The 25990-nt window shown below is 63.9% G+C and carries 28 protein-coding genes; 10 read left to right on the forward strand and 18 right to left on the reverse strand.

The window, feature by feature from the left end; genetic code table 11:
- The 6 genes from GJ672_RS06955 to GJ672_RS06980 all read right to left on the reverse strand — a co-directional run bounded on the left by GJ672_RS06955 (position 1) and on the right by GJ672_RS06980 (position 5717).
- Entirely contained in the window at positions 1–1569 is a 1569-nt protein-coding gene (locus GJ672_RS06955) for a cryptochrome/photolyase family protein (protein WP_154296508.1), read from the reverse strand.
- Positions 1566–2378, reverse strand: a complete 813-nt coding sequence (locus tag GJ672_RS06960; RefSeq protein ID WP_229381846.1) for a M23 family metallopeptidase — start codon at positions 2376–2378, stop codon at positions 1566–1568. The genes GJ672_RS06955 and GJ672_RS06960 overlap by 4 nt, the downstream gene beginning before the upstream one ends.
- An 11-nt stretch (positions 2379–2389) precedes the next feature.
- Entirely contained in the window at positions 2390–3115 is a 726-nt protein-coding gene (ubiG, locus tag GJ672_RS06965; protein ID WP_229381976.1) for a bifunctional 2-polyprenyl-6-hydroxyphenol methylase/3-demethylubiquinol 3-O-methyltransferase UbiG, read from the reverse strand.
- A gap of 19 nt (positions 3116–3134) precedes the next feature.
- A complete protein-coding gene (locus GJ672_RS06970; RefSeq protein ID WP_229381847.1) occupies positions 3135–3662 on the reverse strand; it encodes a Fur family transcriptional regulator in 528 nt (175 codons plus the stop codon).
- A gap of 70 nt (positions 3663–3732) precedes the next feature.
- Complete coding sequence (gene tsaB, locus GJ672_RS06975; RefSeq protein ID WP_154296511.1) at positions 3733–4431, reverse strand: tRNA (adenosine(37)-N6)-threonylcarbamoyltransferase complex dimerization subunit type 1 TsaB; 699 nt, start codon at positions 4429–4431, stop codon at positions 3733–3735.
- Positions 4428–5717: an MFS transporter gene (locus tag GJ672_RS06980; protein ID WP_154296512.1), complete on the reverse strand. Its 1290-nt coding sequence runs from the start codon at positions 5715–5717 to the stop codon at positions 4428–4430. The genes tsaB and GJ672_RS06980 overlap by 4 nt, the downstream gene beginning before the upstream one ends.
- A 152-nt stretch (positions 5718–5869) precedes the next feature.
- Between GJ672_RS06980 and ectA the strand changes: the two genes are divergently transcribed.
- The gene (ectA, locus tag GJ672_RS06985; protein ID WP_154296513.1) at positions 5870–6403 is read left to right on the forward strand and encodes a diaminobutyrate acetyltransferase; all 534 of its coding nucleotides are present in this window, start codon (positions 5870–5872) and stop codon (positions 6401–6403) included.
- Between the two features lie 41 nt (positions 6404–6444).
- Positions 6445–6834 carry an ectoine synthase gene (locus GJ672_RS06990; protein ID WP_154296514.1) on the forward strand — a complete coding sequence of 130 codons (390 nt, stop codon included), beginning with the start codon at positions 6445–6447 and terminating at the stop codon, positions 6832–6834.
- On the opposite strand, the gene GJ672_RS06995 is transcribed toward GJ672_RS06990, so the two are convergent.
- Positions 6813–8744: an ATP-dependent DNA helicase gene (locus tag GJ672_RS06995; RefSeq protein ID WP_154296515.1), complete on the reverse strand. Its 1932-nt coding sequence runs from the start codon at positions 8742–8744 to the stop codon at positions 6813–6815. The two genes, GJ672_RS06990 and GJ672_RS06995, sit on opposite strands and share 22 nt — an antisense overlap.
- Positions 8741–9256 (reverse strand): disulfide bond formation protein B, encoded by a 516-nt coding sequence (locus GJ672_RS07000; RefSeq protein ID WP_154296516.1) that lies wholly within the window; start codon positions 9254–9256, stop codon positions 8741–8743. Before GJ672_RS07000 ends, GJ672_RS06995 begins: the two co-directional genes overlap by 4 nt.
- Before the next feature lie 114 nt (positions 9257–9370).
- On the opposite strand from GJ672_RS07000, the gene GJ672_RS07005 reads away from it, so the two are divergent.
- The 7 genes from GJ672_RS07005 to dsbG all read left to right on the forward strand — a co-directional run bounded on the left by GJ672_RS07005 (position 9371) and on the right by dsbG (position 15477).
- Positions 9371–10876, forward strand: a complete 1506-nt coding sequence (locus tag GJ672_RS07005) for a YdiU family protein (protein WP_154296517.1) — start codon at positions 9371–9373, stop codon at positions 10874–10876.
- 90 nt (positions 10877–10966) lie between these two features.
- Entirely contained in the window at positions 10967–11335 is a 369-nt protein-coding gene (locus GJ672_RS07010; protein WP_154296518.1) for a hypothetical protein, read from the forward strand.
- Between the two features lie 129 nt (positions 11336–11464).
- Complete coding sequence (locus GJ672_RS07015; protein ID WP_229381848.1) at positions 11465–12826, forward strand: NAD(P)/FAD-dependent oxidoreductase; 1362 nt, start codon at positions 11465–11467, stop codon at positions 12824–12826.
- Positions 12827–12837: 11 nt separating this feature from the next.
- The gene (locus GJ672_RS07020; RefSeq protein ID WP_154296519.1) at positions 12838–13185 is read left to right on the forward strand and encodes a hypothetical protein; all 348 of its coding nucleotides are present in this window, start codon (positions 12838–12840) and stop codon (positions 13183–13185) included.
- A gap of 4 nt (positions 13186–13189) precedes the next feature.
- Positions 13190–14149, forward strand: a complete 960-nt coding sequence (locus tag GJ672_RS07025) for an SLAC1 anion channel family protein (RefSeq protein WP_154296520.1) — start codon at positions 13190–13192, stop codon at positions 14147–14149.
- A 137-nt stretch (positions 14150–14286) separates the two neighbouring features.
- Positions 14287–14622, forward strand: coding sequence for a high-potential iron-sulfur protein (locus tag GJ672_RS07030; protein WP_154296521.1), 336 nt, complete (start codon positions 14287–14289; stop codon positions 14620–14622).
- An 84-nt stretch (positions 14623–14706) separates the two neighbouring features.
- The gene (dsbG, locus tag GJ672_RS07035; RefSeq protein ID WP_229381849.1) at positions 14707–15477 is read left to right on the forward strand and encodes a thiol:disulfide interchange protein DsbG; all 771 of its coding nucleotides are present in this window, start codon (positions 14707–14709) and stop codon (positions 15475–15477) included.
- Between the two features lie 15 nt (positions 15478–15492).
- Here dsbG and GJ672_RS07040 read toward each other — a convergent pair whose 3' ends face one another.
- The 9 genes from GJ672_RS07040 to GJ672_RS07080 all read right to left on the reverse strand — a co-directional run bounded on the left by GJ672_RS07040 (position 15493) and on the right by GJ672_RS07080 (position 23781).
- Positions 15493–16347, reverse strand: a complete 855-nt coding sequence (locus GJ672_RS07040) for a D-amino-acid transaminase (RefSeq protein WP_154296522.1) — start codon at positions 16345–16347, stop codon at positions 15493–15495.
- 30 nt (positions 16348–16377) lie between these two features.
- A complete protein-coding gene (locus tag GJ672_RS07045) occupies positions 16378–16827 on the reverse strand; it encodes a hypothetical protein (protein WP_154296523.1) in 450 nt (149 codons plus the stop codon).
- A complete protein-coding gene (locus GJ672_RS07050; RefSeq protein WP_154296524.1) occupies positions 16824–17717 on the reverse strand; it encodes a PilW family protein in 894 nt (297 codons plus the stop codon). Before GJ672_RS07050 ends, GJ672_RS07045 begins: the two co-directional genes overlap by 4 nt.
- A complete protein-coding gene (locus GJ672_RS07055; protein WP_195759476.1) occupies positions 17717–18058 on the reverse strand; it encodes a hypothetical protein in 342 nt (113 codons plus the stop codon). The genes GJ672_RS07050 and GJ672_RS07055 overlap by 1 nt, the downstream gene beginning before the upstream one ends.
- A gap of 133 nt (positions 18059–18191) precedes the next feature.
- Positions 18192–18908 (reverse strand): NrdJb, encoded by a 717-nt coding sequence (locus GJ672_RS07060; protein WP_154296526.1) that lies wholly within the window; start codon positions 18906–18908, stop codon positions 18192–18194.
- An 11-nt stretch (positions 18909–18919) separates the two neighbouring features.
- Positions 18920–21076, reverse strand: coding sequence for an adenosylcobalamin-dependent ribonucleoside-diphosphate reductase (locus GJ672_RS07065; protein ID WP_154296527.1), 2157 nt, complete (start codon positions 21074–21076; stop codon positions 18920–18922).
- 137 nt (positions 21077–21213) lie between these two features.
- Positions 21214–21696, reverse strand: coding sequence for a hypothetical protein (locus tag GJ672_RS07070; protein ID WP_154296528.1), 483 nt, complete (start codon positions 21694–21696; stop codon positions 21214–21216).
- Positions 21697–22194 (reverse strand): TerB family tellurite resistance protein, encoded by a 498-nt coding sequence (locus GJ672_RS07075; RefSeq protein ID WP_154296529.1) that lies wholly within the window; start codon positions 22192–22194, stop codon positions 21697–21699.
- A gap of 42 nt (positions 22195–22236) precedes the next feature.
- Positions 22237–23781 (reverse strand): lytic transglycosylase domain-containing protein, encoded by a 1545-nt coding sequence (locus GJ672_RS07080; protein WP_154296530.1) that lies wholly within the window; start codon positions 23779–23781, stop codon positions 22237–22239.
- 64 nt (positions 23782–23845) lie between these two features.
- Here GJ672_RS07080 and GJ672_RS07085 point away from each other — a divergent pair, with 64 nt between their 5' ends.
- Complete coding sequence (locus tag GJ672_RS07085) at positions 23846–25255, forward strand: phospholipase D-like domain-containing protein (RefSeq protein ID WP_154297085.1); 1410 nt, start codon at positions 23846–23848, stop codon at positions 25253–25255.
- On the opposite strand, the gene GJ672_RS07090 is transcribed toward GJ672_RS07085, so the two are convergent.
- On the reverse strand, positions 25239–25946 hold the full coding sequence (locus GJ672_RS07090; RefSeq protein WP_195759477.1) for a DUF3429 family protein: 708 nt from the start codon (positions 25944–25946) through the stop codon (positions 25239–25241). The genes GJ672_RS07085 and GJ672_RS07090 overlap by 17 nt on opposite strands.
- Between the last annotated feature and the right edge of the window lie 44 nt (positions 25947–25990).

Below are 25990 nucleotides of genomic sequence, written 5' to 3' on the forward strand. Positions count from 1 at the left end.
TCAGTGGGCCTCGCCTGCCAGACGGTTCCGTAACGCTGCGGCCTGTTCGCGAATTGCCTGCCGCTCGGCTGGCGTCTTACGCTGCAGGTTCTTGAATTGAAACTGCAGCCGCCGATTGTCCCCCAGCCTGGATTCATGCCGATCAAGAAAGTCCCAGTATAGCGTTGTGAATGGACAGGCGCCCTCGCCCGTCGCCTGGCGGGGATTATAACGGCACTGCCCGCAGGCGTTACTCATGCGATGGATGTACGCGCCACTGGCGCAGTAGGGCTTGGTGCCCACCACGCCGCCGTCTCCATACTGACTCATGCCCAGTGCGTTGGGCAGGCTGACCCAGTCCACCGCATCCAGGTACATGGCCAGGTGCCATTCATGGAACCGGTAGGGATTGGTCCCGTACAGCTGGGCAAAGAGCCCGAGCACCATCAGCCGCTGGATGTGATGGGCGTAGCCATGCCGCAAAAGCCCCTGCATGGCATCGGCGACGCAGACCATGTCGGTATCGCCATCCCAGAAAAATGACGGCAACGCCTCATGATGCGCCAGCGCGTTGCCGTGGGCGTACTCCGGCATGCTGAACCAGTACACCCCGCGCACGAACTCCCGCCATCCCAGCACTTGCCGCACGAATCCTTCCACCGCGTTGATGGGCGCTCGCTGGTCCTGCCAGGCCTGCTCGGCGGCCGCAATGCAGTCCCGGGGATTGAGCAGATGAAGATTGAGGGCGGCAGAAAGACGCGCGTGGTACAGCAGCGGCTCGCCGGTCCAGATGGCGTCCTGATGACTGCCAAAATGGCTGAGACGGTGGGTGATGAAGTCCGACAGAGCGGCGCCAGCCTGCTCGGGGGTCACCGGCTGATCAAACTCCCGGGCGTCACCGGGATGATCCGGGAAGAGCGCCCGAACCGTCTCGATGACTTCGCAGGTCAGCGGGTCGGGGCTGAAAACCGGATGCCGCGGCAGGTCACCCGGACCCTCGGCACCGAATGCCTGGCGGTTATCGCGATCAAAGTTCCACGCGCCTCCGGCGGGTTTGCCCCCTTCCATCAACACGTCGTAGCGCTTGCGCATGTTTCGATAGAAGTATTCAAGAGTGAGGCTCTTGCGACCCTCGGCCCAGGACGCAAAGTCCCCGCGGCTTGCCAGGAAATGATCATCTTCGAACCAGTCAAGAGGAACACTGGCGGCTTTAATCGCCGCGAGGCAGTCCTGCTCCACCTGCCAGTGCCCGGTCTCCATCATCGCCACCCGCCTCGGGGTGAGACGCGCCAGATCCTCTGCGAGCAGTTCGGCCAGCCCCGGGCCGGGTTCCGCGGCCGTACCGGATCCCGGCGATTCGTCAATCCGGCGATAATGAACGGTGACCCCGGCCTCCCGCAGCTCGTCGCGCAAATGACGCATGGCCGAGAAGAACAGCACCAGGCGCTGCTGGTGGTTCCAGCCCCGCCGGGCCTCACCGGGGGCTTCCGCCATCCAGACTTCGTCCTGGCGGGCGTCCAGATCCCGCAGCAACGGTCCCCGGCGATCCAGCTGATCCCCGAGCACCACGATCAGGCGCTTTTGACTCATTCGCTGCTCAATACCTCTTCCATGGGGGGAACCAGGGTCTCCGGGTCGATCCGCTGGTCAAACCAGTTCATCCGCCAGTCGAGATGAGCCCCGGTAACGCGACCGGTTGCCCCCACGCGGGCGATGTCATCGCCCACCTGCACCTGGTCCCCCACCTCCACCAGAATCTCGGAGAGATGAAGAAAACTGGAGGAGAGACCCTGGCCATGGTCGATGATCAGGGTGCCGCCGGAGAAAAACAGATCCCGCTCGGTCAGCGTAACCACGCCGCTGGCCGGCGCCTGAACGAGGGTGCCGGTGGGGGCAACGATGTCCACGCCATAGTGGGGTTGCCGCGGCTCCCCATTAAGAATCCGCTGGCTGCCGTAAACGCCGGAAATCGGACCGGTCAAAGGCCAGATCCAGCCGCTGTCAAAGTGGCTCTCCTCAAGCCTCACGGCGCGGGCCTCCCGGACCCGCGCCGCCTCGTCACGAATACGCCGGATCAACGATTCATCCGGCGTCACCTGTCGATCCGGCAGTCCGTCGATACGCTGGATGTTGTAACGGCGCTGGGTCACCGTGATGGGATGCCGGGTCACGTCGCCCTCGGGACTCGTGACCGTCAGGAAAACTTCTGCCGGTGCTTCACGCCCCAGCCCAACCTGAAAATGACCCTGCGGACCCACCGGCACCTCATGGCCCAGCCACTCCACTTGGCTATCGGGCTCCACCTGCCCCGCCAGCAGACCGCCCTGGGTTGGCTGGCCCTCCAGCACCAGGGCGCTGGCGGCGTGGGTGGTCAGGACCCCGATCAGCAGGATCGTCATCAACCACCGGCTCATGAGCCGGTGCCCTCGGCGCGGGAGGGGCGCACCGCGGTCATCATGTAATTCACGGCCAGGCTTCGGGTATATCGAAAGCGGCGGGTCAGCGGACTGACCGCCACACCGGTCCAGTGAACGCATCGCAGGCCAGCCCGCTCCAGTGGCTCACGAACTTCCCCCGGCCGCCGCAGCTTCCGGTATTGATGGGTGCCCCGGGGTAGCCAGCGCAGCACGTATTCAGCCCCGAAGATGGCGGTAAAACCGGCGAGGGGCGTGCGATTTATGGTGGCCACGAACATCATCCCGCCGGGACGAACCAGGCTGGCACAGTGGGTCAGGAATGCCTCCAGCCCCTCCACGTGCTCCACCACTTCCATGTTGAGCACCACGTCATAGGGCTCATTGGCCGGGGCATGGGCCTCGACGGTCTCACAGCGATAACCGATATCAAGGCCGGAGGCGGCCGCGTGATCCTCGGCAATGGCAATATTGCGCTCCACGGGGTCAATGCCGGTCACCGTGGCGCCGAGACGGGCCATGGACTCACTCAGAATCCCGCCGCCGCAGCCGATATCGAGCATCCGCAACCCCTCCAGGGGCCTCGAGGATTCCGGCCGCGCGAAATGCTGGCGCAGACGCTCCTGAAGGTAGCCCACCCGGAAGGCATTCAACCCGTGTAACGGCCAGAACGGGCCCTCCGGGTCCCACCAGGTTTCTGCCAACCGGTGGTAGTGGGCCATTTCCCGGGGATCGACGCTGTCACTCACCCAGCTGCTCCTGACACCGCGTGCAGACTCCTTCCAACTCAATCGTCTGACCTTCCAGCGTGAATCCCACCGCGGTCGCCTGCTGCTCCAGGAGATCGTTGAGTGCCGGGTCATCCAGCTCGGCCACCATGTCGCAGTGCCGGCAGATTAAAAACTGCCCGGAATGGCAGTCCGTGGGCCGAGCACAGCCAACAAAGGCGTTCATGGACGCCAGCCGATGCACCAGATGCTCGGCCAGCAGAAAATCCAGGGCCCGGTAGACCGTCGGCGGCGCCGCGCTGCCGGATTCCTCCCGCAACCGGGCCAGGAGGTCGTAGGCCTTCACCGGCTGGTGGCTCTCCCAGACCAACTCCAGTACCCGCCGGCGCAGTGGGGTCAGCCGCCGGCCGCGACTGGCACAGAGCTGTTCGGCTCTCTCCAGAGCCTCACGGGCGCATTGCTGGTGGTCATGACCCTCCGCCGGAAAGGGGCTGACGATGAAATCCTGATTATCCGCCTCGGAAAAGGCTCTTTTCGCCATGATGAGTCCCTCGTGCCTTGGCTGCCAGACTAAGGGCAGCGGCGGCCGGGTGAAAGTCCGGGCTGATCCGCTAAGCCGGACGTCGGGCTACTCGATCGCGCAAATAACGGGGCTGCAGGGATTTGGCATCCACCACTGCGCCGGCCTCGAAGCGAGCCTGAACCAGTGCCATGGCCGCGGTGATGTCCGGGATGGCGTCCGGCACCCATTGTCCGCCAAGACGGGCCGGCGCCTGCGGGTAGGCGCCGAGGCCGCTGCCCCCCATCCACCAGTGACGCGGCAGTGCCATGAGTGAATCCGGTGACTGCAGCCTCTCCTCTCCCACGGCCACCGTGCGATACCGATGGTCCGGCTGAAAGGCGAAACCGGCGGTGTAGACCTCGCCCATGCGAGCATCGAGAACGGCACAGAACCCTGCCGGTGGAGCACTGTCCGCCGCGGGATCAGCCGCCATGGTTTCGGCCAGAATATGCAGGGTGGAGACGGGAATCGCCGGCCGGTCCAGCCCGAGGGCGATGCCCTGTGCCACCCCGATGGCCACGCGAACCCCCGTAAACCCGCCGGGACCCCGCCCGACAGCCACGGCGTCGAGGGCACTTCGCGGGACTCCCGAATCGGCGAGGACGGCATTCACCATTTCCAGCAACTCGCCGGTGCTGGCCCGGACGGGGCGCCGCTGGTGGGCGAGTAACGATGCGCCGCGCGACACGGCCACGCTGCAAACGCCGGTGGCGGCTTCCAGGCCCAGAATCAGGGGACCGTCACTCACGGCTCCACCTCCGGCTCTTCGGGTGGTGGCTCCACTTCACCGAAATCGAACTCAAGCTGCATCTCCTCATAGCGGGGGTCGAGGCCACCGGCATAAACGCCCTCTCGCGGCACCACACGATAAGTGGAGGGCTCGCCCACCGGAATCGGCGGGCCCACCTGCTGGCGCAGCCACGAGAACCCGCCCAGCAGCAGGCCGGCGCCCGCCAGTGTCCAGAAAAGTCCCACCGGGCCGAGCAGCGCCATTAGCTGAGAGGCCACCAGCGGGCCGGCGATCATACCAATGCCATGGACAAGGAGGAGCGCTGCGCTGGCCGCCAGCACCTGACTGGCATCCAGAAAATCATTGGTCAGCGATACCGCGATGGGATAAATGGTGAAAGCTAGCCCTCCCCAGAGGATGGCCAGCACCACCACGGCGGCGTCACTGCGCGCCACGGCAAACACGATGGCCATGCTGGCCGCGCTCATGGCAAAGCTGACTCCCATCAACACGTAACGCCGGTCGTATCGATCGGACAGGCGACCAATGGGCCATTGCAGCAGGAATCCACCCAGAATGCTGAGGCCCATCAAAAAGGCGATCCCGGTGTCGGTAAACCCGGAGTCCCGGGCAAACACCGGCGCCAGCCCCAGAAAGGCGCCGTTAACTGCGCCGGCCAGCGCCGAACCCACCAGCCCCAGGGGCGAGGCGGCCAGCAGATCACGCAGACTGATGCGCTCGAACACCGGCAGCGTCGGCGAGGTGATGCGCATGAGTGTTACCGGGACCACCGCAGCGGCGATCAGGATCGCGGCCAGACTGAACAGCTCGAAGCCGCCGGTGCGCCCGGTGAGCAGCAGGAACTGCCCACCACCGAGCGCCACATAGGCGACAATGCTGTAGACCCCCAGCACCTGCCCCCGCCGGTCGCTGGGAGTGCGGTCGTTAAGCCAGCTCTCGGTCACCATGAACAGGCCGGCGAGGCTGAACCCGTAAGCCAGCCGCATCCCCGCCCAGAGCCACGGATCGATGAGCAGCGGATAGACCAGGGTGCTCATGGCCGCCAGGGCGGTAAAGGCGGCAAAACTCCGGATATGTCCAACCCGGGCGATGATCGCCCCGCAGATCCGGGTAGCCACCACAAAGCCGAGGGAGTAGCAGGCGGTGATCACACCGATGATTTCGGTGGGGAACGCCTCTTCGGACATCCGGACACCCACCAGCGTGGTCAGCAGACCGCCACCGGTCAGCAGTAGGCCAAACGACAGAAACAGCGCAATGAATGGCGAGACGGTGTGTTGCATGGATGTATCCGGACCGGGAGCGGAACCGGCGGTTCCCTCGCGTCGGGCAGAATAAGCCAAGCCGTGGCGTGCACCAAGGATTGATTGGCAGAAAAACCGATCCCGTTGCTACTATTCGGGCATTCGCCACAGGCCCCGCCCAGGAGTTCGGATTGATTGAAGAAGAAATCCCCGACCAGGGAATTCGCCTGCGTTCGCCCGACGCCGCCGAAGGCGGTGCCATCTGGTCGGTGGCCCGGGACACCGGCACGCTGGATCTGAACTCCAGCTATCTCTACATGCTGCTGGCCCGGGACTTTGCCGACACCTGCGTGGTGGCCGAGCAGGACGGTCAACTGGTGGGCTTTGTCACTGGCTACCGCCGGCCGCGTCAGCCGGAAGTGCTGTTCCTCTGGCAGATCGGCATCCATCCCGATTTTCAGGGCAAGGGATTAGGCAAGCGATTGGTGGGCGCCTTCCTCAGACAGCCCGGTGCGGACCGAGCCAGTGTGCTTGAGACCACCGTCAGTCCCGACAATGCGAGCTCTCGGGCCCTTTTCGAGTCCATTGCCAGGGACCTGGGCACCGGCTGCCACGTCAAGCCCTGCTTCGCCGCCGAGGATTTCCCGGAGGCGGGCCATGAAGCCGAAGATCTCTTCACCATCGGCCCGTTCCGGCCGGCGGCCCTTAATCGCCTGGTCTCCTGAATGCCAGGCCCCAGCAAACCACCATCGGGACACTACTACCCATGAAAATCGTCGACCGCGATCAAATCATCGGCTCGGAGCGCGAAGTGGAGGGACCGGGCTGGACCAGCCGCCGGCTGCTCCTTAAAAAGGATGGCATGGGATTTTCATTTCACGAGACCATTATCCCCGCCGGCGCCGAGCTCTCTCTGTGGTACAAGCACCACCTGGAGGCCGTCTACTGTGTGGCCGGCAATGGCAGCATCGAGGACCTGGCCACCGGCGAGGTTCACGACATTCGTGACGGAATCCTGTACGCGCTGGATCAGCATGACCGCCACGTTTTGCGCGGCGGGACCGAGGACATGCGGCTCATTTGTGCTTTCAATCCCCCGGTGACCGGCCGTGAGACCCACGACGCCGACGGGTCCTACGAACTGGTCGAGGACTGAGGGGCGAAAAACGCCTCCACGTGATCCATCGTTCGAACCACCGGCATGGGCGGCAGGCTCTGTAGAAACTGCCGCCCGTAGCCACGCCGGGTGACCCGGGTGTCACCGAGCACCAGAACCCCGCGATCCTCGGCGCCGCGAATCAGTCGACCCACCCCCTGACGCAGCCCGATAACCGCCTCGGGGACCTGGTGCCGGGTGAAGGGGTTGATCCCCTGCTCGGTCAGCCATTCGCTGCGCGCCTGCAGCACCGGATCCGCCGGGGACGCAAACGGCAGCCGGTCAATCATGACGCAGGACAGGGCCGGCCCCCGCACATCAACGCCCTCCCAGAAAGACTGTGTCCCCAGGAGCACGGCATCGCCAGCGCTTCGAAATCGCTCCAGCAGGCGCTGCTGGGACGCCTCGCCCTGCACCAGCAGATCGCGCCAGCCCGCGGCCCGGAGCCGTTGGGCCGCCCGCTGCAGGGCGCGATGACTGGTGAATAGCAGGAATGCCCGACCCTGGCTGGCGGCGAGGACCGCCTCGACCTCATCCAGATACGCCTCGGCAAATTCGGGGTGTGACGGCAAGGGCAGGTCCGCCGGGAGATAGAGCAACGTGTTGTTCTCAAAATCAAATGGACTGTCCAGTGCCAGGGTGTCGGCACCATCCAGTCCCAACCGCCCCAGAAAGTGATCGAATCGGCCATTCACGGCCAGCGTGGCAGAGGTCAGGATCCAGCTCTGGCCATGCCGGGACCGATGGCTGGCGATCTGCTCCGAGACGTCCAGCGGCGTTAACCGGAGCACGAACCCCTGGGCACGGGTTTCCACCCAGCCGATCTGTCCGGTCTCCTGACTGTCGGCCAGAAATCGCCGCAAGCTCGAATGCAGGTTATCGGCCCGGCGGTGACAGCTTTCCAGCCCCCGGCCCCGGGCAGCCTGGGGGGCCAGATCCGCAACCAGTAACGCCAGCGCCTCCGCCAACGCCCCGGCCTGCTGGCGGGCGGCCTCCTCGACGCCAACCCACGCCACCCGAAGCCCGTCGCCCAGCGCCAGACGCAGATCACCGGTGGCCCGCTCCAGCGCCATGGCGGACAGTGCAAGATGCTCGGAGTCGCCGGCCTCACGCTGCTGCTCCAGGCGCACATCCCGGGCCAGGTCCTGCAACTGGCGACTGGACACGGACAACCCCAGAAAACGGGCGGCCGTCTCGGGCAGCTGGTGGGCCTCATCCAGAACGTAGACATCCGCCGGGGGAAGGACTTCGCCATGCCCCCCCTCGCGAAGGGACCAGTCGGCCATCAGAAGATGGTGGTTGATGACCACCACGTCCGCCTCCTGCGCCTGTCGCCGGGCTTCCATGAGAAAGCAACTGGCGTAGAGGGGGCACTCCTGACCCAGACAATTGTCCGCCGTGGAAGTGATCCGGGGCAGCAGCGCTGGCATCTGGGCGTCATCCGGCCCTTCCGCCAGATCGCCACTGGACGTCCGCCCGGACCAGGCGCGAACGCTCTGCAGGGCATGGGCGACCCGGGGACTTTCGAAGCGGCCTTCCTCATGGGCCCGCTCCATGCGGTACAGACACAGGTAGTTGCCCCGGCCTTTCAGCAGGGCCGCCTGAACCGGTTGCCCGGTTATCTCCCGGGCGAGGGGCAGATCACGATGGAAAAGCTGGTCCTGCAGGGTTCGGGTGCCGGTGGAGACGATCACCCGTTTGCCGGCCATGAGCGCCGGGAGCAGGTAGGCCAGTGTCTTGCCGGTGCCGGTGCCCGCCTCGACCACCAGAGTCTGCGATTGCTCGATGGCTTCGGCCACGGCGTCGGCCATCTGCCGCTGCTCCCACCGCGGCTCGTAATCCGGCAGCACCCGCGCCAGCGGCCCGTCGAACTCCAGCAACCGGGCGGTTTGCTCCCGCAGCGTCGTCATGGGTGTCGCGACGGTCGCGCGCGCCAGTTGAAAATCAGAAAGAACAAGCCCAGCACCAGAAAGCCCAGCAGGGTCCAGGCCGGGATGGTCACGCCGAGCACCCGGTGGACTTCAGCACACTCGCCGGAGCCCGAGAGCACCATGGCGATGACGTCAGTCAGTGGAAAGACCCCCAGCAGATAATCCAGCCCCGGCCCGCAGGCGGGGATCTGATCCTCCGGCAGCGTCTGCAGCCACAGATGGCGACCCGCCAGGGACAGACCGCCAACCCCCGCCGCCGCCGTGAGCAGGCCGGCAACCCGTCCGGGCACTACGACACCCACCAGCAGGGTGGCTGACATGGCCAGAAACGCCACGCGTTGAAAAACACAAAGCGGACAGGGTGGCATGTCGGCGAATACCTCGATGGCCACTGCGACGCCAACCAGACCCGAGCAAATCACCGCCCCGGCCAGATTAACCCGCCGGGGACGGGCCAGAAGCCCCGCCCAAATCCGTTTTATCGCCTGCATGATCCCCGCAGTCTGCCTGCCGCGACAGGTCTCCGCCAGTCCGGACAGATCAATGGAAGAAACCCCACATCAGGTGGTCTCGTTCCGGTGGCGTGAGCGGATAACGTGTCGATTATGAAAAACCGTCTGTTTTACGCCCGTCACCTTGAGGATCTGCCGGAAACCGGGTGGCGTCGTGTCGCTCCGGAGCCGGTTTCCGCCCCCGCCATGCTGCTGTTCAACCGGGAGCTGGCCGCCGACTTCGACCTGCCCCGTGATTGGCAGTCCGGACCGTTGGCGGTGGATCGGTGGTCCGGCAATGCCCTCCCCGACACCATTGAGCCAACCGCTCTGGCCTACGCGGGTCATCAGTTCGGGCAGCCGGTCCCCCAACTCGGCGATGGGCGGGCGCTGTTGCTGGGGCAGCTCAGGCATCGTGACGGCCGACTTCGGGACGTGCAGCTGAAGGGCAGCGGCCGGACGCCGTTCTCGCGGATGGGCGATGGCCGAGCGGGCATCGGCCCGGTGCTGCGGGAGTTCCTGGTGAGCGAGGCCATGGCAGCCCTCGGCATCCCCACTACCCGCGCCCTGGCCGCCCTGGCCACCGGCGACACCATTCAGCGGCAGTTTGGCCCGGAGCCCGGCGCCATTCTGGTGCGGGTGGCCTCCAGCCATCTGCGCTTTGGTAGCTTCGAGTATTTTGCCCACCGGGGTGACCGGGAGGGCCTGCAGCGGCTGGCGGATGCAGCGGTGGCCTGGCACTACCCCGACCTGCTGAGCCATGACCCGCGGGAGCGATGCCTGGCGCTGCTCGAGCGGGTGATGGAACAGACCGCCTCCCTGGTCAGTGAGTGGATGCGGGTCGGGTTCATTCATGGCGTGATGAACACTGACAACATGACGCTCTCCGGGGAAACCCTTGACTATGGGCCCTGTGCCTTCATGGACGAGTTTCGCGCTGGCCAGGTGCTGAGCTCCGTGGACCGGGGTGGTCGGTATGCGTTTGACCAGCAGCCCTACATGGCCCAGTGGAATCTGACACGCCTGGCGGAGTGTCTGCTTCCATTGCTCGATGAGGACACGGACACGGCGGTGGACCGTGCAGAAGGTTTATTGACCCGATTTCCCGACTGTTTCCGGCAGTTCCATCACCCCATGCTGGCGGCGAAAATCGGCCTGCCACCCACCCCTCGGGTTGAGGAGGACGCGGCGTTGACGGAGCGGCTACTGGGATTGATGGAGCAGGCCGGCGCCGATTTCACCAACACCTTTCGTGAACTGGGCCGGGCTGCCCCGACCGAAGCGGCCGGGCAACAGCGACTGGTGGCAATACTCGGTGATCGACCGGACACCCGGACCTGGTTGAAAGCGTACGCCCGACGATGCGAAGGGGATGACGGGGGGCCGGGGGTGGCCGAATCCGATCGCCGGGCACGGATGGCAGAAACCAATCCCGTTCACATCCCCCGTAACCATTTGGTGGAAGCAGCACTGGTGGCCGCCGAGGGCGGTGACCTGCGACCCGCCGAGGATCTGCTGAAAGTGGTGCGATCACCCTACACTGCCAATGGCCTCCCCGCCATCTACCGGCAACCTCCCGAGCCGGAGGAGCGGGTCCATGCCACTTTCTGCGGCACCTGACCCAATACTTGATCCCGGTCAGGAACAGGTTGGCTTCTCCTGTTGCCTAAGTAGTTGGCTATTAGCTGAAGGACCAACAGGAGGTTAACCATGGCCAAAGCCAAAACCGACAGCATGATGAATCTCGCCCAGGAATGGATGGACATCCAGCGCAACTACTTGATGTCCAGTATGCAGGCCATGCAGCCCAAGGATGGCAAGGCAGCCAGCCTGAACGGGGTTATGCATGAGGAGCTGGAAACCACTCGCGAGGCGGTGGAACGCACTCTGGCACTGGAAGAAAAAGCCATCGACGAAATGCGTCGTGGTACCAGCGAAATGCCGGGGGTCAGCGGGATGGTGGACATGATGTCCGAAGCCTCTCGCAATGCGCTGAAGATGCGCAGCCAGCTCTGGCAGGCGTGGTTCGATCAGATGGAAAGTGCCCAGAAAGCCGCTCCATCGACCAGCAGCAAGTAAGGCACCTCCGGGGCTGGCGGTGGGCGCCGGCCCCGGATAACTCTCACCTTTCCCGTGCGTGGCCCGCGATGTGTGTGTGACAAAGTCACAGATTGCTCGGCAGTCCGGTGCCATCGTCGCAGTAAGGCGATGAATCGTCTGAATGAGACACGGGAGGAGACCATGCCCAACGAATCAGCCATCAACACGTCCCGGCGGCGGTTTCTCGCCGGCTCGGCCGCGGTTGCCGGGGCCGCGACAGTGGGCACCGGCAGCCTGCTGACCAGTGGGCCCGCCCGCGCCGTATCCACGGACGCGCGAATCGTCATCGCGGGAGCCGGTGCCGCGGGGATATCCATTGCCACCCGTCTCTCTCGTCAGCTGGACGGTGCCACGATCATTGTGATCGACAGCCGCGAAACCCATTTCTACCAGCCCGGCTTAACGCTGGTGGCAACCGGACTGTGGACGCCCTCCCGGGTCGAGGACGCCAATACTCGGTTCATGCCCGCTGGCGTGGACTGGATGAAGGACGACGTGGTCGAGATAAACGCCGACAACAACCAGGTCATGACCGCCGGTGGCGATACCGTCGACTATGACTACCTGGTGGTCAGTACCGGACTGCAGATCAACTTTGACGAAATCGACGGCATGTCGCCGGACCTCATCGGCCATAACGGCGTCGGCTGCGTGTACGCGAATCCGGATCATGCCGCCCGCACCTGGCAGGCCGCGGAGCGGTATATTGAAGAAGGCGGTATCGGGCTATTCACTCGTCCACGGGGGCCGATCAAATGCGCTGGGGCGCCGCTCAAGGTCACCATGATCATTGAAGATGCGCTGCAGGAGCGCGGCAACCGCGAACGGGCGGAAATGCATTATCTCCCGCCTGGCAAAGGACTGTTCTCGCAGCCCGACATCGATACCTTCCTGAAAGACTATTTCCCGTCCCAGCGGGACATTGCCATTGACTACAACCACCCGCTGTCGGCTATTGACCCTGACCGCCGCGAAGCGACCTTCGCCACGCCGGAGGGGCCACATACCATGGAGTATGACTTCATCCACGTGGTGCCTCCGATGTCCGCGCCGGACATGATTCGGCATGGCGAGCTGGGCTGGCAGAACGGCAGCTTCGAGGGCTGGATGGAAGTCGACCAGTACAGCATGCAGCATCGCCGGTATCCCAACGTGTTTGGCGCCGGGGATGTGGTGGGTACGCCCATCGGCAAGACCGCCGCCAGCGTGAAGGCGCAGGCGCCGGTGGTGGCGGACAACCTGGTGGCAACCATTGCCGGGCAGGAAATGCCCATGGCCTGGAACGGATACACCTCCTGTCCGCTGATCACGGCCCGGGGCGAGGCAATGCTGGTGGAGTTCGACTTCAGCCTTGCCATGAAGCCATCATTCAGCTTCATTGACCCAATGAAACAGCAGTGGGCGCCCTGGTTCCTCAAGGACCAGATGCTGCATGCGGCCTATAACGCCATGCTACGTGGCCGAATCTAGGAGCGATTGACATGGAATTTTCCCCTCTTGGTGTTGTGGCGGTGGTGCTTGAGTTGCTTCGCCCGGTTCTGCCGCTGCTGGGTGCTCTGTTCGTCGCCTGGGTGGCGTTAATGGGGCTGGTGATTGCGCGCCGCCAGCGGCTGCGCGTGGCTCCCGCCGTGCGGGGCGCCGCAGTGGTGGGGGTGATTGGTGCAGTAGTGGCTGCGCTGGCCATCCCGCTCTGGAGCGGTGCCAGCCCGCTGCAGCTGCAAAGTGTCATCGACTTCTTTGCCGTGGTCGGCGGGGGCATCGGCCTCGGGGTCGCCATTGGCGTCCTCAGCTACCCGGTCATTCAATTAATGGTGCAAAAGCCCGCGTGATTCCATGAGCGGCGAGGAGCGTCTTGCCCACTTTCCGGTAGCGTTCTTCGCCGTGGTCATGGGCCTCTCGGGGCTCACCCTGGTCTGGCAGCACGCCGCCGGCGTGCTGGCCGCGCCGGCGGCGGTCGGAGCCGGCCTCGCGGGTGTTACCGTCGTCACCTTCGTTCTGTTGGCCGGATTTTACGGCGCGAAGCTTCTGCGTCATCCGGGGGCGGTCCGGGAAGAACTGGAACACCCAGTCCGACTCAGCTTCTTTCCGGCCATCAGCATCAGCCTGATCCTTATCGGCACGCTACTGCTGGAACTCGTGCCACCCCTGGCCCACGGCCTCTGGGTTATCGGCACGCTGCTGCATCTCGGCCTGACCCTCTATGTGGTGAGCTGCTGGATGCACCATGAGCACTATGAAATTGTCCATATCAACCCCGCCTGGTTCATTCCGGCGGTGGGCAACATACTGGTTCCCCTGGCGGGAATACCGCTGGGATACCCGGCGATCTCCTGGTTTTTCTTCAGTATCGGCCTGCTGTTCTGGATCGTGCTGTTGACCATCGTCTTCTACCGCATGTTTTTCCATGCGCCATTGCCCGCCCGGCTACTGCCCACTCTGTTCATCATGATCGCGCCGCCCGCGGTGGGATTCGTCGCCTGGACCCGACTGGTGGGTCAGTTGGATGCCATGGGCCTGATTCTGGTCAACATCGGGCTGTTTCTGACCCTGCTGCTGGCCACTCAGGCCCGGCGCTTCGCGGCGTTGCCCTTCTTTCTGTCTTTCTGGGCCTACTCGTTCCCGCTGGCAGCGATCACCATCGCCACCTTCACCTACCATGAGCTCACGGGAGCCGCGGGTTTGCTCTGGTTGGGCACGGGGCTCCTGGGCGTCACCACGCTGGTGATTGCCTGGCTGACCGTCCTGACCCTCAACGCCGCCAGGGAAGGACGGATCTGCGTGCCGGAGGCCTGATACGCATAGCCGCCCGAAAGTTGCGGAAGATCAAGATTGCCGCTGCGGGCGCCTTTCTTGAGAGCTGCCGGAAAGGTAAGCTGAATCGCAAATTGCAACGCTTGCAATGAGATTAACTGTAACCCGAGAGGAAAACGATGACTGACAACAACTTCTCCCATGACCGTCGGCGGCTTCTGCGAGGGGCGCTACTGGGGATTGCAGCGGCACCACTGGCCTACGTCAGCTTGCGTGGCTCAAACGCGATGGCAGAAGACATGCCCATTCTCGAAGAGGATGACCCCCAGGCCATCGCCCTGAACTATGTCCATGACGCCACCGACAAGGATGACATGCGCTCCGAGGGTGCCATCTGCGGTAACTGTCGCCTGTGGCTGGCGGATGACGAGACCGAATGGGGCGGATGCACGGCATTCCCTGGTAAGCTCGTCAATATTGATGGTTGGTGCAGCGCCTGGGTGGCCACCTCCTGATTGATCTGACGGCGGAAATGAACGCCGTCAAGCACCCGCCGGCGCCTTCGCGCCGGCTTTTTTTTACCACCGGTGTAAAACCCCATGATGCGAACACTCACTCTTCTTGTCACCGCTTTACTGGCCATCACCGCCACTCACGGGATCGCCGGGGAAATTCCCGAGCCGCTGGCAGCCCTCGAGGAGCGTGGCGCCACCATCGGCGAGTCCTTCGAGGCACCGAGCGGACTGACCGGTTATACCGTCGCTTTCCAGGGCCAGACCCTGACAGCCTATCTCACGGAGACCGGCGAGCATGTTCTGGTGGGGACCCTGCTGGATGCCGAGGGCAACAACCTGTCCCAGCCCGTGCTCGAGGCCGCCGCGAACGCTCCACGGCCGGAGTCGGAGTGGCAACAGCTGGCCGACTCTGACTGGATCGCCGACGGGGATGACTCGGCGGAGCGGGTGATTTATTCCTTCACCGATCCGAACTGCCCCTTCTGTCATCGCTTCTACGAAACCAGCCGGGACTGGGTGGAAGCCGGACAGGTTCAGATCCGCCACGTGATGGTCGGCGTACTGCGGGATGACAGCCTGCCCAAATCCGCCACCCTGCTCGCAGCAGACGATCCGGGTGCCGCGCTTGCCGAGCACGAAGCCAATTTCGCGGAAGGCGGCGTGACCCCGGCGGATCGCCTGCCCGCTGAAGCCCAGCAGGCGGTGCTGGATAACAACCGCTTGATGGGGGCACTGGATGTGCAGGGCACGCCCTCGGTCTTTTACCGGGATACGGAAGGTGACCTGCGGTTGGTGCGGGGGCTTCCTGAGGATGGAGAGCTGGAAGCGGTCATGGGTGGCCCTCGTCCGGATTAGGGACGCTGGCCAGGTCTACTGGAGCCGTCGGCGACTCTCTTCCAGATAGCGTCGCCGAAGCGCCGCCACCTGAGGCCCGGGGCGACCGTCTCCGACCGAATGGCCATCGATTTCTATCACGGGCGTCACGAAAGCCGTCGCGCTGGTGATGAATGCCTCGCGGGCGGCCAATGCTTCGTCGACGGTAAACGGCCGGGTCTCCACGGTGAGCCCCGTTTCCTCGGCCTGGGCAAGCACCGCCGCGCGGGTGATACCTCCCAGGATATCGCTGGAGAGATGGCGGGTGATGAGTCGACCGTCATGGGTGAGAATGTGGGCGTTGCTGGAACTGCCTTCGGTCACGAAGCCATTTTCCACCATCCAGACATCATCAACACCCGCTTCCAGCGCCGCGGTTTTCATCATCGACGGGTACAGGAGCTGAGTGGTTTTAATATCCCGGCGGTGCCAGCGCAGGTCCGGGCCGGTCATTACCCGCAGACCCCGCGCCGCATCCGGATGATTGGCCAGCGACATGGCCTGAGTGAACAAGACCAGCGTGGGGGCCCCGTCCTTCGGCTGCACGAAGCTGCGATCCGCCTCGCCCCGGGAGATCTGCAGATAGACTAGCCCCTCACCGAGGTGATTGCGCTTCACCAACTCCCGGTGAATCCCCAGCAGGTCCGCCGCCTCCGGATCAAAAGCGATGGACATTTCCCCCAAGCTACGCTGCAGTCGCGCCTGGTGGGCGTCAAAATCCACCAGACCGCCCTCCAGCACCGCCGTCACCTCATAAACCGCATCGGAAAAAAGCAGGCCGCGGTCAAAAATCGACACCTGACCTTCCGACTCCGGCAGAAATGCTCCATTGACATAGACAGTGCGCGACACGGCGGGTCTCCTGTAAAACCTCCCGGCATCCTACCTCAGCTGACGCCAGATTCGCTGCTCCCCCGAAGCGGATTGAACCGATTGCAGAATCACCGTGACCTGCTCGCGATCATCCCGGGCCAGGCTGGTTATTCGATAACCAACGTCCAAGTCCTCCACCAGCACATAGACCATTCTATTTTCGGTCGCGAGGCCCGGCGGAGCCAGAGGCTGTCCCACCGCCCGTAACTGCTCGGCCCAGATCACCGAATCAGCGCCGGGATCAGGCACTAAAGGCATTCCTGCCCGACTTTGCGGCGACTCTCCGGCGACCGCGAGGGCCGCTTCAGCCAGCTCAAACACCTCGGCTCTGTCTTCGCTTCGCTCGGTAATACGCAGGCCGAGCAGGCCCCGTTCCAGCGCCAGCAGGGCGAACGCCGAGCCAATGGTCAGCACGATCAGCACCACCACCAGGGCGAGACCATCCTGGCGATGGTTCATGAATCGATATTTCTCAGGGCAATGACCACGGACAGCGGCTGGGCCGGCCGCCAGATCTCCGGGGTGCGGTCACTGCCCAATAGAAACTCCAGCCGCACAGCCCGCACCTGGCTCCAGTCGGCCACCTGGCTGGCAGGCACAAAAGACAGGATCGCCCCGTCCGTATCATCCGCCAGTGCGAAGCGCACGTTCATGGCCCGAACACCGGGCACCAGCTCTTCACGGCGGCCATCAGCATGAAGCCGTCGTCTGACCAGGCTCGGTGTATCGTCAGTTTGAGCGCCTGGCTGAACCGCAAATTCCGTCCGGGCGGGCACGAAAATCTCGACTCGGCCCTGCAGTGGCCAGTAACCGGATGAGGGAATGCGATTGGTGCCGGATTCATCACCCGGCCCCCGATTCAGAGCCGTGATGGATTCATCGGCGTGGCGAAACAGAACACAGCGGTTACCGCTCTCGGCCACCAACAGCACGATCTCGTCCGGAGCCACGCCGTGATCCCGGTCCAGCGAGATAAGCGGACCCGAAGCGAGGGTGTCGGTGATTTCCGCGCTGCCCAGCGAGCGCATACGCCGTATGGCGATGCCATCCCCGATCATTGGCTCGGGCCAGGGGCCCGCGGCGCTGACCGGCGGCCGGTGGGGAAGGGCTCCGTCGGTCAGCAGATTACGCCGACTTGCTGGCAAACAGCCCGGATAGCCCGCGTTTCGAAGCTGCCTTTCAAGCAGGTTGACGGCGATACGGCCGTGCTCCACCGAAACCGATTGGCCTCTCTCCAGCTGATGGGATTGGGCAGTAACCCCCAGCAATCGGGTCGCCGTCAGGATCACCACCACACCGATGGCCAACGCGATCAGTATCTCGAGGACGGAGAAGCCCTGCTGCTGCATTAGCGGTAAAAGTCACGCCGGAGGACCTGTGGCGCCTCGGGACCGCCCAACGAACCGGACCATTGGATGACGATTTGCCCGCCACGGCCTCCGTGGCGGGATTCCAGGGAAAGTTCACCCTGCGGCAGGGACTGGGCCGCCCGATCCTGCCATTCGCTGAGCCGGGGGCCCTGAAGCGGTGCCTGCGGGGACGCCCTAAGCTGTTCGATCACGGATAGCGCCAGCGAATGAGCCAGCAGGTGCTCGTGGGTCAGTTGGCTCACCGCCAGGGACCGGCCCTGAGCCGAAGCCAGTCCGATCACGCCAATGGCCAGGATGGACAGTGCAGCCAGCACTTCCACCAGGGTGCTACCCGTCTGAGCTGGATGGAGCGCTGGGTGCCGGCATGGGGAATGCATACCGGCACCCTAGCACCGCAATCAGAACAACCGGCGGCCGGGCGGCGCTTAAATGACGCCGCCCGTCCGATTTACCCTAGCCGCATTTACTCTCGCCGCAGCTCAGGCAGGTCAGACAGCCGTCCATTACCACCATGGCCTTCATGTGGCACTTGTCACAGAGCTCCGCTCCCGGGGGATACTCTGCCGTGCTGTCATCGCAGTCGGCTTCGATGGGCTCCTGAGCCGCTCGGGTCTCAACTTCGGCTTTTTTTTTCTCGATGTACCGGCGCTGGTGCTCGTCCAGGGTCTCGGCCTCCATCATGCCGATGGAACGGAGATGCTGCTCCAGCACGTCGCCAATTTCGGCGACCAGAGAGGGCATGAACCGCCCACCCTTCTTGAAGTAGCCACCCCGCGGATCGAACACGCTGCGCAGTTCCTCCACCAGGAAGGTACAGTCGCCGCCCTTGCGGAAGACCGCCGAGACGATCCGGGTGAGCGCCACGATCCACTGGAAGTGATCCATGTTCTTCGAATTGATGAACACCTCGAAGGGCCGCCGGATCTCGTGCTCCGTGCCTTCATTGAGAATCACGTCGTTGACGGTGACGTAGAGCGCATGCTCAGAGAGCGGCGTCTTGATCTTGTAGGTCTGTCCCTCAAGACGCTCCGGACGCTGCAGCTCCTCATGCATGTGCTCGATATCGAGCCCCGGGGCCTCCGGTTTCTCGGAGGCCTCCGCCTGCTTCGCCTCGGCATCCGCCCGGGCGACTTCGTAATCAATAATCTTGCTGTCAATTTGCACGGCCATATCGCGGATCCTCAGAACTTGCCGTAATACCCTTCCTTGAGGGCATCGTAGAGATTGGCGGCGGTGTGAATCTCGCCGTCGTATTCCACTTCGTCACCACCCTTGACCTCCACGGTCCGACCATCCTCGAGCTTGAAGCGGTACGTGGTGTTCTCCAGGTCGGACTCCTTGACCAGGACCCCCTGGAATGCCTCCGGGTTGAAGCGAAACGTCGTGCAGCCTTTCAGCCCCTGCTGATAGGCATAACGATAGATGTCCTTGAACTCATCGTAGTCGTAGTCCGTCGGCACATTGGCGGTCTTGGAGATGCTGGAATCCACCCATTTCTGCGCCGCCGCCTGAATATCGACATGCTGTTTCGGCGTGATGTCGTCTGCCGTAATGAAGTATTCCGGCAGATTGCGCGTCTCGGCGTCCATGCTCGGCAAGGCATCCTCATTGATCAGGGTGCGGTACGCCAGCAACTCGAAACTGAAAACGTCCACCTTTTCCTTGGACTTCTTGCCCTCACGAATCACGTTCCGAAAGTAGTGATGGGCAAAACTCGGCTCGATGCCATTGGAGGCATTGTTCGCCAGGGACAGGCTGATGGTGCCGGTGGGCGCGATGGAGGTGTGGTGGGTAAATCGGGCACCGGTCTCCACCAGCTGATCCACCAGCTCCGGCTCGGCCTCGGCAACCCGCTGCATATAGCGGCTGTAACGCCCCCAGAGCACCCGACCCTTGAGGGTGTCACCCACCTTGTAGCCGGCGTCACGAAGCTCCGGGCGCCAGGCGAGCATCCGCTCGGTGACTTCGAAGTCCTCGTCCATGATGGGGGCGGGTCCTTTCTCTTCCGCGAGGCGGTGCGCTTCCCGCCATCCCTCAAGGGCCATCTCCCGGGCGACCTGCTCGGTAAAGGCCAGGGAATCGTCATCGCCGTACTTCATGCGCAGCATGGTGACGGTGGAGCCGAGCCCCAGAAAGCCCATGCCATGGCGACGCTTGCGCTCAATTTCCTCGCGCTGGCGCCCCAGGGGCAGGCCGTTGATTTCCACCACGTTATCCAGCATCCGGGTAAACAGGGCCACCACCCGGCGGTACTCCTCCCAATCGAAATGCGCCCGCTCGGTGAACGGCTCGCGGACGAACTTGGTGAGGTTGACGGAGCCCAGCAAACAGGCGCCATAGGGTGGCAGCGGCTGCTCGCCACAGGGGTTGGTGGCGCGGATTTCCTCACAGAACCAGTTGTTGTTGAGCTCGTTGACCCGATCGATGAGCACGAAGCCGGGCTCCGCGTAGTCATAGGTCGACGTCATGATCATGTCCCAGATCCGCTGGGCCTTGACCCTGCGGTAGATCCGGCAGGCCACCAGACCATCTTCGCGGGTGACGTAGCCACTGTTGCGATTGGGCCACTCCCGCCAGAGCACCTGTTCGGTGTCGTCAAGGTCGACTCCGTCGGCCTCGACCTCATCCGCCCGAATCGGGAACGCCAGCGGCCAGTCATCGCCATTCTCCACCGCCTGCATGAACCCGTCGGTAATCAGCAGGGACAGGTTGAACTGACGCAGTCGACCGTCCTCGCGCTTGGCGCGAATGAAATCCATGACATCCGGGTGACCCACGTCAAACGTGGCCATCTGCGCACCCCGTCGTCCACCGGCCGAGGACACCGTGAAACACATCCGGTCGTAGATATCCATGAAGGAGAGCGGTCCGGAGGTGTAGGCGCCCGCGCCCGACACGTAAGCGCCTTTCGGCCGCAGCGTGGAGAACTCGTAACCGATGCCACAGCCGGCCTTCAACGTGAGTCCCGCTTCGTGAACCTTGTCCAGGATATCGTCCATGGAATCACCAATCGTGGACGAGACCGTGCAGTTGATCGTCGAGGTCGCGGGCTTATGCTCCCAGGCCCCGGCGTTGGAGGTGATGCGGCCAGCCGGGATGGCGCCACGACGCAGCGCCCAGAGGAACTGCTCGTACCAGTGATCCCGACGGGATTCTTCCTCGACATCGGCCAACGCCCGAGCAACCCGCTTGAAAGTGTCATCCACCTTCTCGTCGACGACCTCACCATCCTTGGTCTTGAGCCGATATTTTTTATCCCAGATGTCCGCCGCGGCGTCCTGGATCGGAATTTCGGTCACGGCGCTGGGTAGCGCCCGCAGTCTCGTCGCAGTGCTCATGAACTTCTCCTTGCCCCATCCGTTCGTGCCTTGTTCGCACAATATATCCCGCCTTTCGAAAAGAAAGACACTATATGTTGTGCGCAGTGCCTTAGACTACGCCAAGAGAGATGCAAGTCAACCTTGCCGCCGGGCGATCAGCACTCGACGTCGTGGTGGGTGATGGGGATGAACCGTGCCCCGTCGCATTCGGGCTGAAGCACCAGGATGTCAGCCTTGCGAAAAACCCCCGGACCCAACCCCTGGCTCTGGTGAGCGAGCGCCTCCACGGTGGGGTTTTCAAGGGCCTCCTCCGGCAGGTCAAGCAGAAAGCCAACGACGCCATCATCATCCAGCGTCAATGCCCACTGAGTCTCACTGACACATCGGGAGACTTCCCGCGCCAGGTCGGCATCGTCCGCGGGGGGGGTGTCGGAGTCTGCAAGCCAGGCCAGCAGACGCTGGCCCAGGGCCTCGGAGGCGGCGACCGATGGATCCCCCGGCACCTGAGGTCCGCCGGCTTCCACATAGGCCCGCGCAAAAACCAGCGGTTCCGGGCAGCCGGATCGCCGCACCGCTGCCCGGCCCGCTGCCACACCGTCTCGAATTCGGGCGACCTGACGTGCTTTGAAGACCGCCATTCAGGCGTAATTGTCGAAGTCGTCGAGGTGACCGCTGGCGCTGTACTCGCGCTGCACCCGGAGTTTCGCGGCAATGAAGTCCTTGTGCTCCACGTGAAGCAACTCGGTAATCTTGCGGGCCAGCTGCTCTTCGTAACGGTTCATTTCCGAGTCAGCCAGGCAGACCCGCCAGAGCAGATCGACGACCTTGCACTTCTGCGAGTAATCGAACTGCTCATTGATGAGCTGGGTGAATTCGAAATGGTCCGTTGCCTCATGGGCCTCGAGATCAGCAAGTTCGATGACCTCGGCGGTTTCCTCCGCGGTGAGATCGAAAACGTCCATGATCCCGTCGTGAACGGCCTGGAACTCCAGGCTGTGTCGCTGATTGTCCGCCTGCGCCATCTCAATCAGCAGCGCCGCGGTGGCCAGTTGCAGCCGGTGACTGACCGACTGGCCCTCGACCTCCGTGGCCGGATTGATGTTGGCCTCGTAAAAATCCTTGATGGCTTTGAGCATCGTCCAAGCCCATCCCTCGCCGCCGGGTTCATCCCATTACTATCAAGTCTCGGCACCGATTTCGACACTTCCTGCCGGGTCCGCCGTCAAGCGAAGACGCTGCCCGACACGGATACGGTCAGGATCCGCCAGCCCGTTGATCCGCTGAAGCCGGCCGGCACTCGTCCCGTGACGGCGGGCGATGCCGCCCAGCGTCTCACCGGCACGGACCTGATGGTAACCGCCACTGACCGGCTCCGGCATGGCGCCAGCCGCCGGCAGACTCAGGTTGGTGCCCACTCGGATGCGATTGGCGTCGCCGATGCCGTTACTGGCCATTAGGGTCTGTAACCCGACCCCGTAGCGGGCAGCGATGCCCGAGAGCGTCTCCCCCGGCCGTACCGCATGGTGGAGGTCCGGACGCTGCTGAGTGAACAGACGCGACCCGGGCAGTGCATGGACTTTCCGTGCCCAGTCGATATCGGATCGCGGCAGTACCAGCGGGTAGCCCTTCGGCAGAAACTTGCGGCCGTCCCCCACCGCTGGCCCGAGCGCCGGGTTAACGGCGAGAAGCTGCCCTGCGTCCAGGCCAAGCCCGTCGATCAACGTCTCCAGCGGCGTGTAATGGGGCAATTCGACCCGAACAACGGCGCCGGGTTCGTCCATGACCAGCCCGGGAAAGTACTGCTCATGGCGCGCATCCACTTCGGCTGCGGCCAGCAGGGCTGGGTAGAAATTGCGCGAAGCGAACCCGAAACGGGGCCCCCGATAGGTCTCGCGAACCCGCATGTAGTCAGTGCTACCCACCTCGTTCACCGCTCGACGCATGCCATTGGCGCCATGGTTATACGCGGTTATGGCCAGCGGCCAGGTGCCCAGTGCGTTGTGATTTCGCCGCAGCAGCGCCGCGGCCGCCCGAGTGCTGAGCCACGGATCAAGCCGCTCATCCACCACCGGGTCCACGCGCATGAACTCACGGCCGGTGCCCGCCGTGAACTGCCAGAGGCCGGCAGCGCCGGCATGGGATCGAGCCACCGGGTTGAAGGAGGACTCCACATGGGGCAATGCAAGCAGCTCAGGGGGGACTTCAGCCTCCGCAAGCGCCCCCGCAATGTAATCGCGCCACTGGCCAGAGCGCGCCAGTCCATCACGGAAATTCTCGCGCAGTCCTCCCTGGAAACGCAGCCGCTCCGCAAGGGCCAGCAAATCATCAGGGCTGGCGTCATCCGGCAAGCGGTCAAGGAGTTGTGCCTGCAGGGGCGTCCGGGGATCCAGGGAATTCTCCGCCAGGGCCTTGAGGGCCGCCCGGTGCTCATCCAGCGCCTCACCAACCTGGCGCCGGCGCTCCGACCATTGCCCGGGCGGTGCCACCGACACCTCGCCGTAAATCCGCATGTCATCGCCGGAATCGTGGATCACACCCCGGTTAACGGGAGTCTCGGTGTAAATGAACGTCCAGAACTGGATGGCAGGCTCGAGTGCGGCGGGCCGGGGCAATGTCCCGGCGCTCTCGCCGTTGGCTGCCATGGTCGTTGGCGGAACCGGAGCCAGCCATCCGAGGATCACCAGCATCACGGCAAGCAGGGAACAGCGACGCAGGGTTACCATGCAGCCTCCTGGCACAAAAACGTGCCTGTGACTCGGATACTAGCCGCGGAGGCAGCCCGTGACAATGCAAACTCTGCAGTGGCTCAGCGTCGCCGCCATCCTGCTGATTTCCACCGGCAGCGCCCTGCATGCGCTGCTGAACAAGCGCGAGCCTGCCGCGGCGTTCGGATGGATTGCCTTCTGCCTGCTCTTTCCCGTGGTCGGGCCGATTTTCTACTATTTTTTCGGCATTAACCGTATCCGGACACGAGCGCTTCAGTTGCGGGGGGAGCTCACCGGCGGAGAGCCGGACCCGCAGGATCGGCTCCCGGAGCGGATTCCGGCGGCTTTTCGAACCCAGGCGCAAATCTCCAGCGCCGTCGCGGGGCGTCCCATCAGCCATGGCAACGACATCGAGAGTCTGATCGGTGGTGAGGCCGCCTACCCGGCCATGATCGACGCCATCGAAAATGCCCGCGATCAGGTGTTCCTGTCGACGTACATTTTCGAGAGCAACGAAAGCGGTCAGCAGTTTGTCGAGGCCCTCGCCGCCGCCCGGGATCGCGGCGTCGACGTGCGCGTCCTGCTGGATGGCGCGGGCGAGTGGTACAGCTGGCCCCGTATTCGTCATGCGCTTCGGCGTCGGGGTGTGCCGGTGGCCCGATTTCTGCCACCGCGGCTGGTGCCGCCGAGTCCACTGATCAATCTGCGCAATCACCGCAAGCTGCTGGTGGTCGACGGTCAGACGGCCTTCACCGGAGGCATGAATATCGGGGATCGCCACCTGGTGAACCGGCCAGGCTCGAAGGAAGGGATCCGCGACATCCACTTCCACCTGCGTGGCCCCCTCGCTGAGCAGCTCGAGGGCGTATTTCTGGACGATTGGGAATTCGTTACCCGCCGTCGCGATGGGCCCCGCCGGTCCGAGCCGGCTGCTGAGGCCGGCGACGCACTTTGCCGAGTATTGCTGGACGGGCCGAACGAGGATCTGAATCGCCTGACCATGGTGCTGGTAGGCGCAGTGGCGGCCGCCCGGGACCATGTGGCCATCATGACCCCCTACTTTCTGCCGCCGAGGGAGCTGGTGGCCGCACTGCAGGCGGCCGCGGTGCGCGGCACGCGGGTGGATATTGTCCTGCCCGGGCATAACAATCTGCCTTTCATGCACTGGGCGACCCGCAACATGCTCTGGGAGCTGGTGAAGTGGGGGGTGCGGGTCTACTACCAGTCCGGCAGCTTTGATCACAGCAAGCTGTTTGTGGTGGACGGACAGTACACCCAGGTGGGCTCGGCGAATCTCGACCCCCGCAGCCTGCGGCTAAACTTCGAGGTGGTGGTGGAGGTTTATGACACCCGTTTTGGCGAGGCCATGGCTGAGCACATCGAAAACTGCCGGCGCGCCTCCCGGCGGGTGACGCTGGCGGAACTGGATGAGCGTCCGCTTCTGCCCCGCATTCGGGACGCGCTCGCCTGGCTTTTCACCCCGTACCTGTAAAGGGCAGGAGAGCCAGCCAGCCCCCGACAAGCGCCAGAACGGCACCGGACGTCAGCACGGTGCGAAGCCGCCGGAACCATCGAGGCAGCGCCCCGGCCGCTTCCCGGGACTCCCAGACCCGCCAGCCAATGAACCCGGCGGCAATCACGGGCAGGCCGACGATGGCTGGAACCAGCAGCGCCGCCCACGCAACCAGTGCCGGAACCACCGACGCGTAGAACCACTCCGGGGACGCACCCGGACGGGACATGGCCAGCCCCCAGTAAATCGCCCCAATAAAGGAGAGAATGACGGCGCCATAGGCCGCCAGCCATCCGGCGGCCCAGGCCGGACCGAACCAGACACCAATGGCCGTAGCCAGGAATGGCAACAGCCCCAGATAGCCCATCCAGCCCGCGGCTGCAGTGCTGCCCCCCGCGCGCTCATTCAGCGAGGCCTTTGCCGCCTGCAGGCCGCCGACAAAGCGACCCTCGACAAACACCTGGGGCAACGTGCCGCGTCCGGTCATGGCTTTGAGCCGACGGAACTGCTCGCGACTTTCCGACGACCCCATCCCCATTTCGATGGCGCGCCAGTTGTGCCCGGATTCCTCGAGCTGCTCATCCAGTCCGCCAAGATCGGTGACCGGAGAGTGAAACACCACCACATCCGCACTCCGGGCCAATTGGCGCAGATCTTCATCACCCGCCATGAAAAACATCCTGTGGTCGCTGGAATGGAGCACAATGATAGGGT

It is taken from the genome of Spiribacter sp. 2438, assembly GCF_009676705.1.
Classification (GTDB): domain Bacteria; phylum Pseudomonadota; class Gammaproteobacteria; order Nitrococcales; family Nitrococcaceae; genus Spiribacter.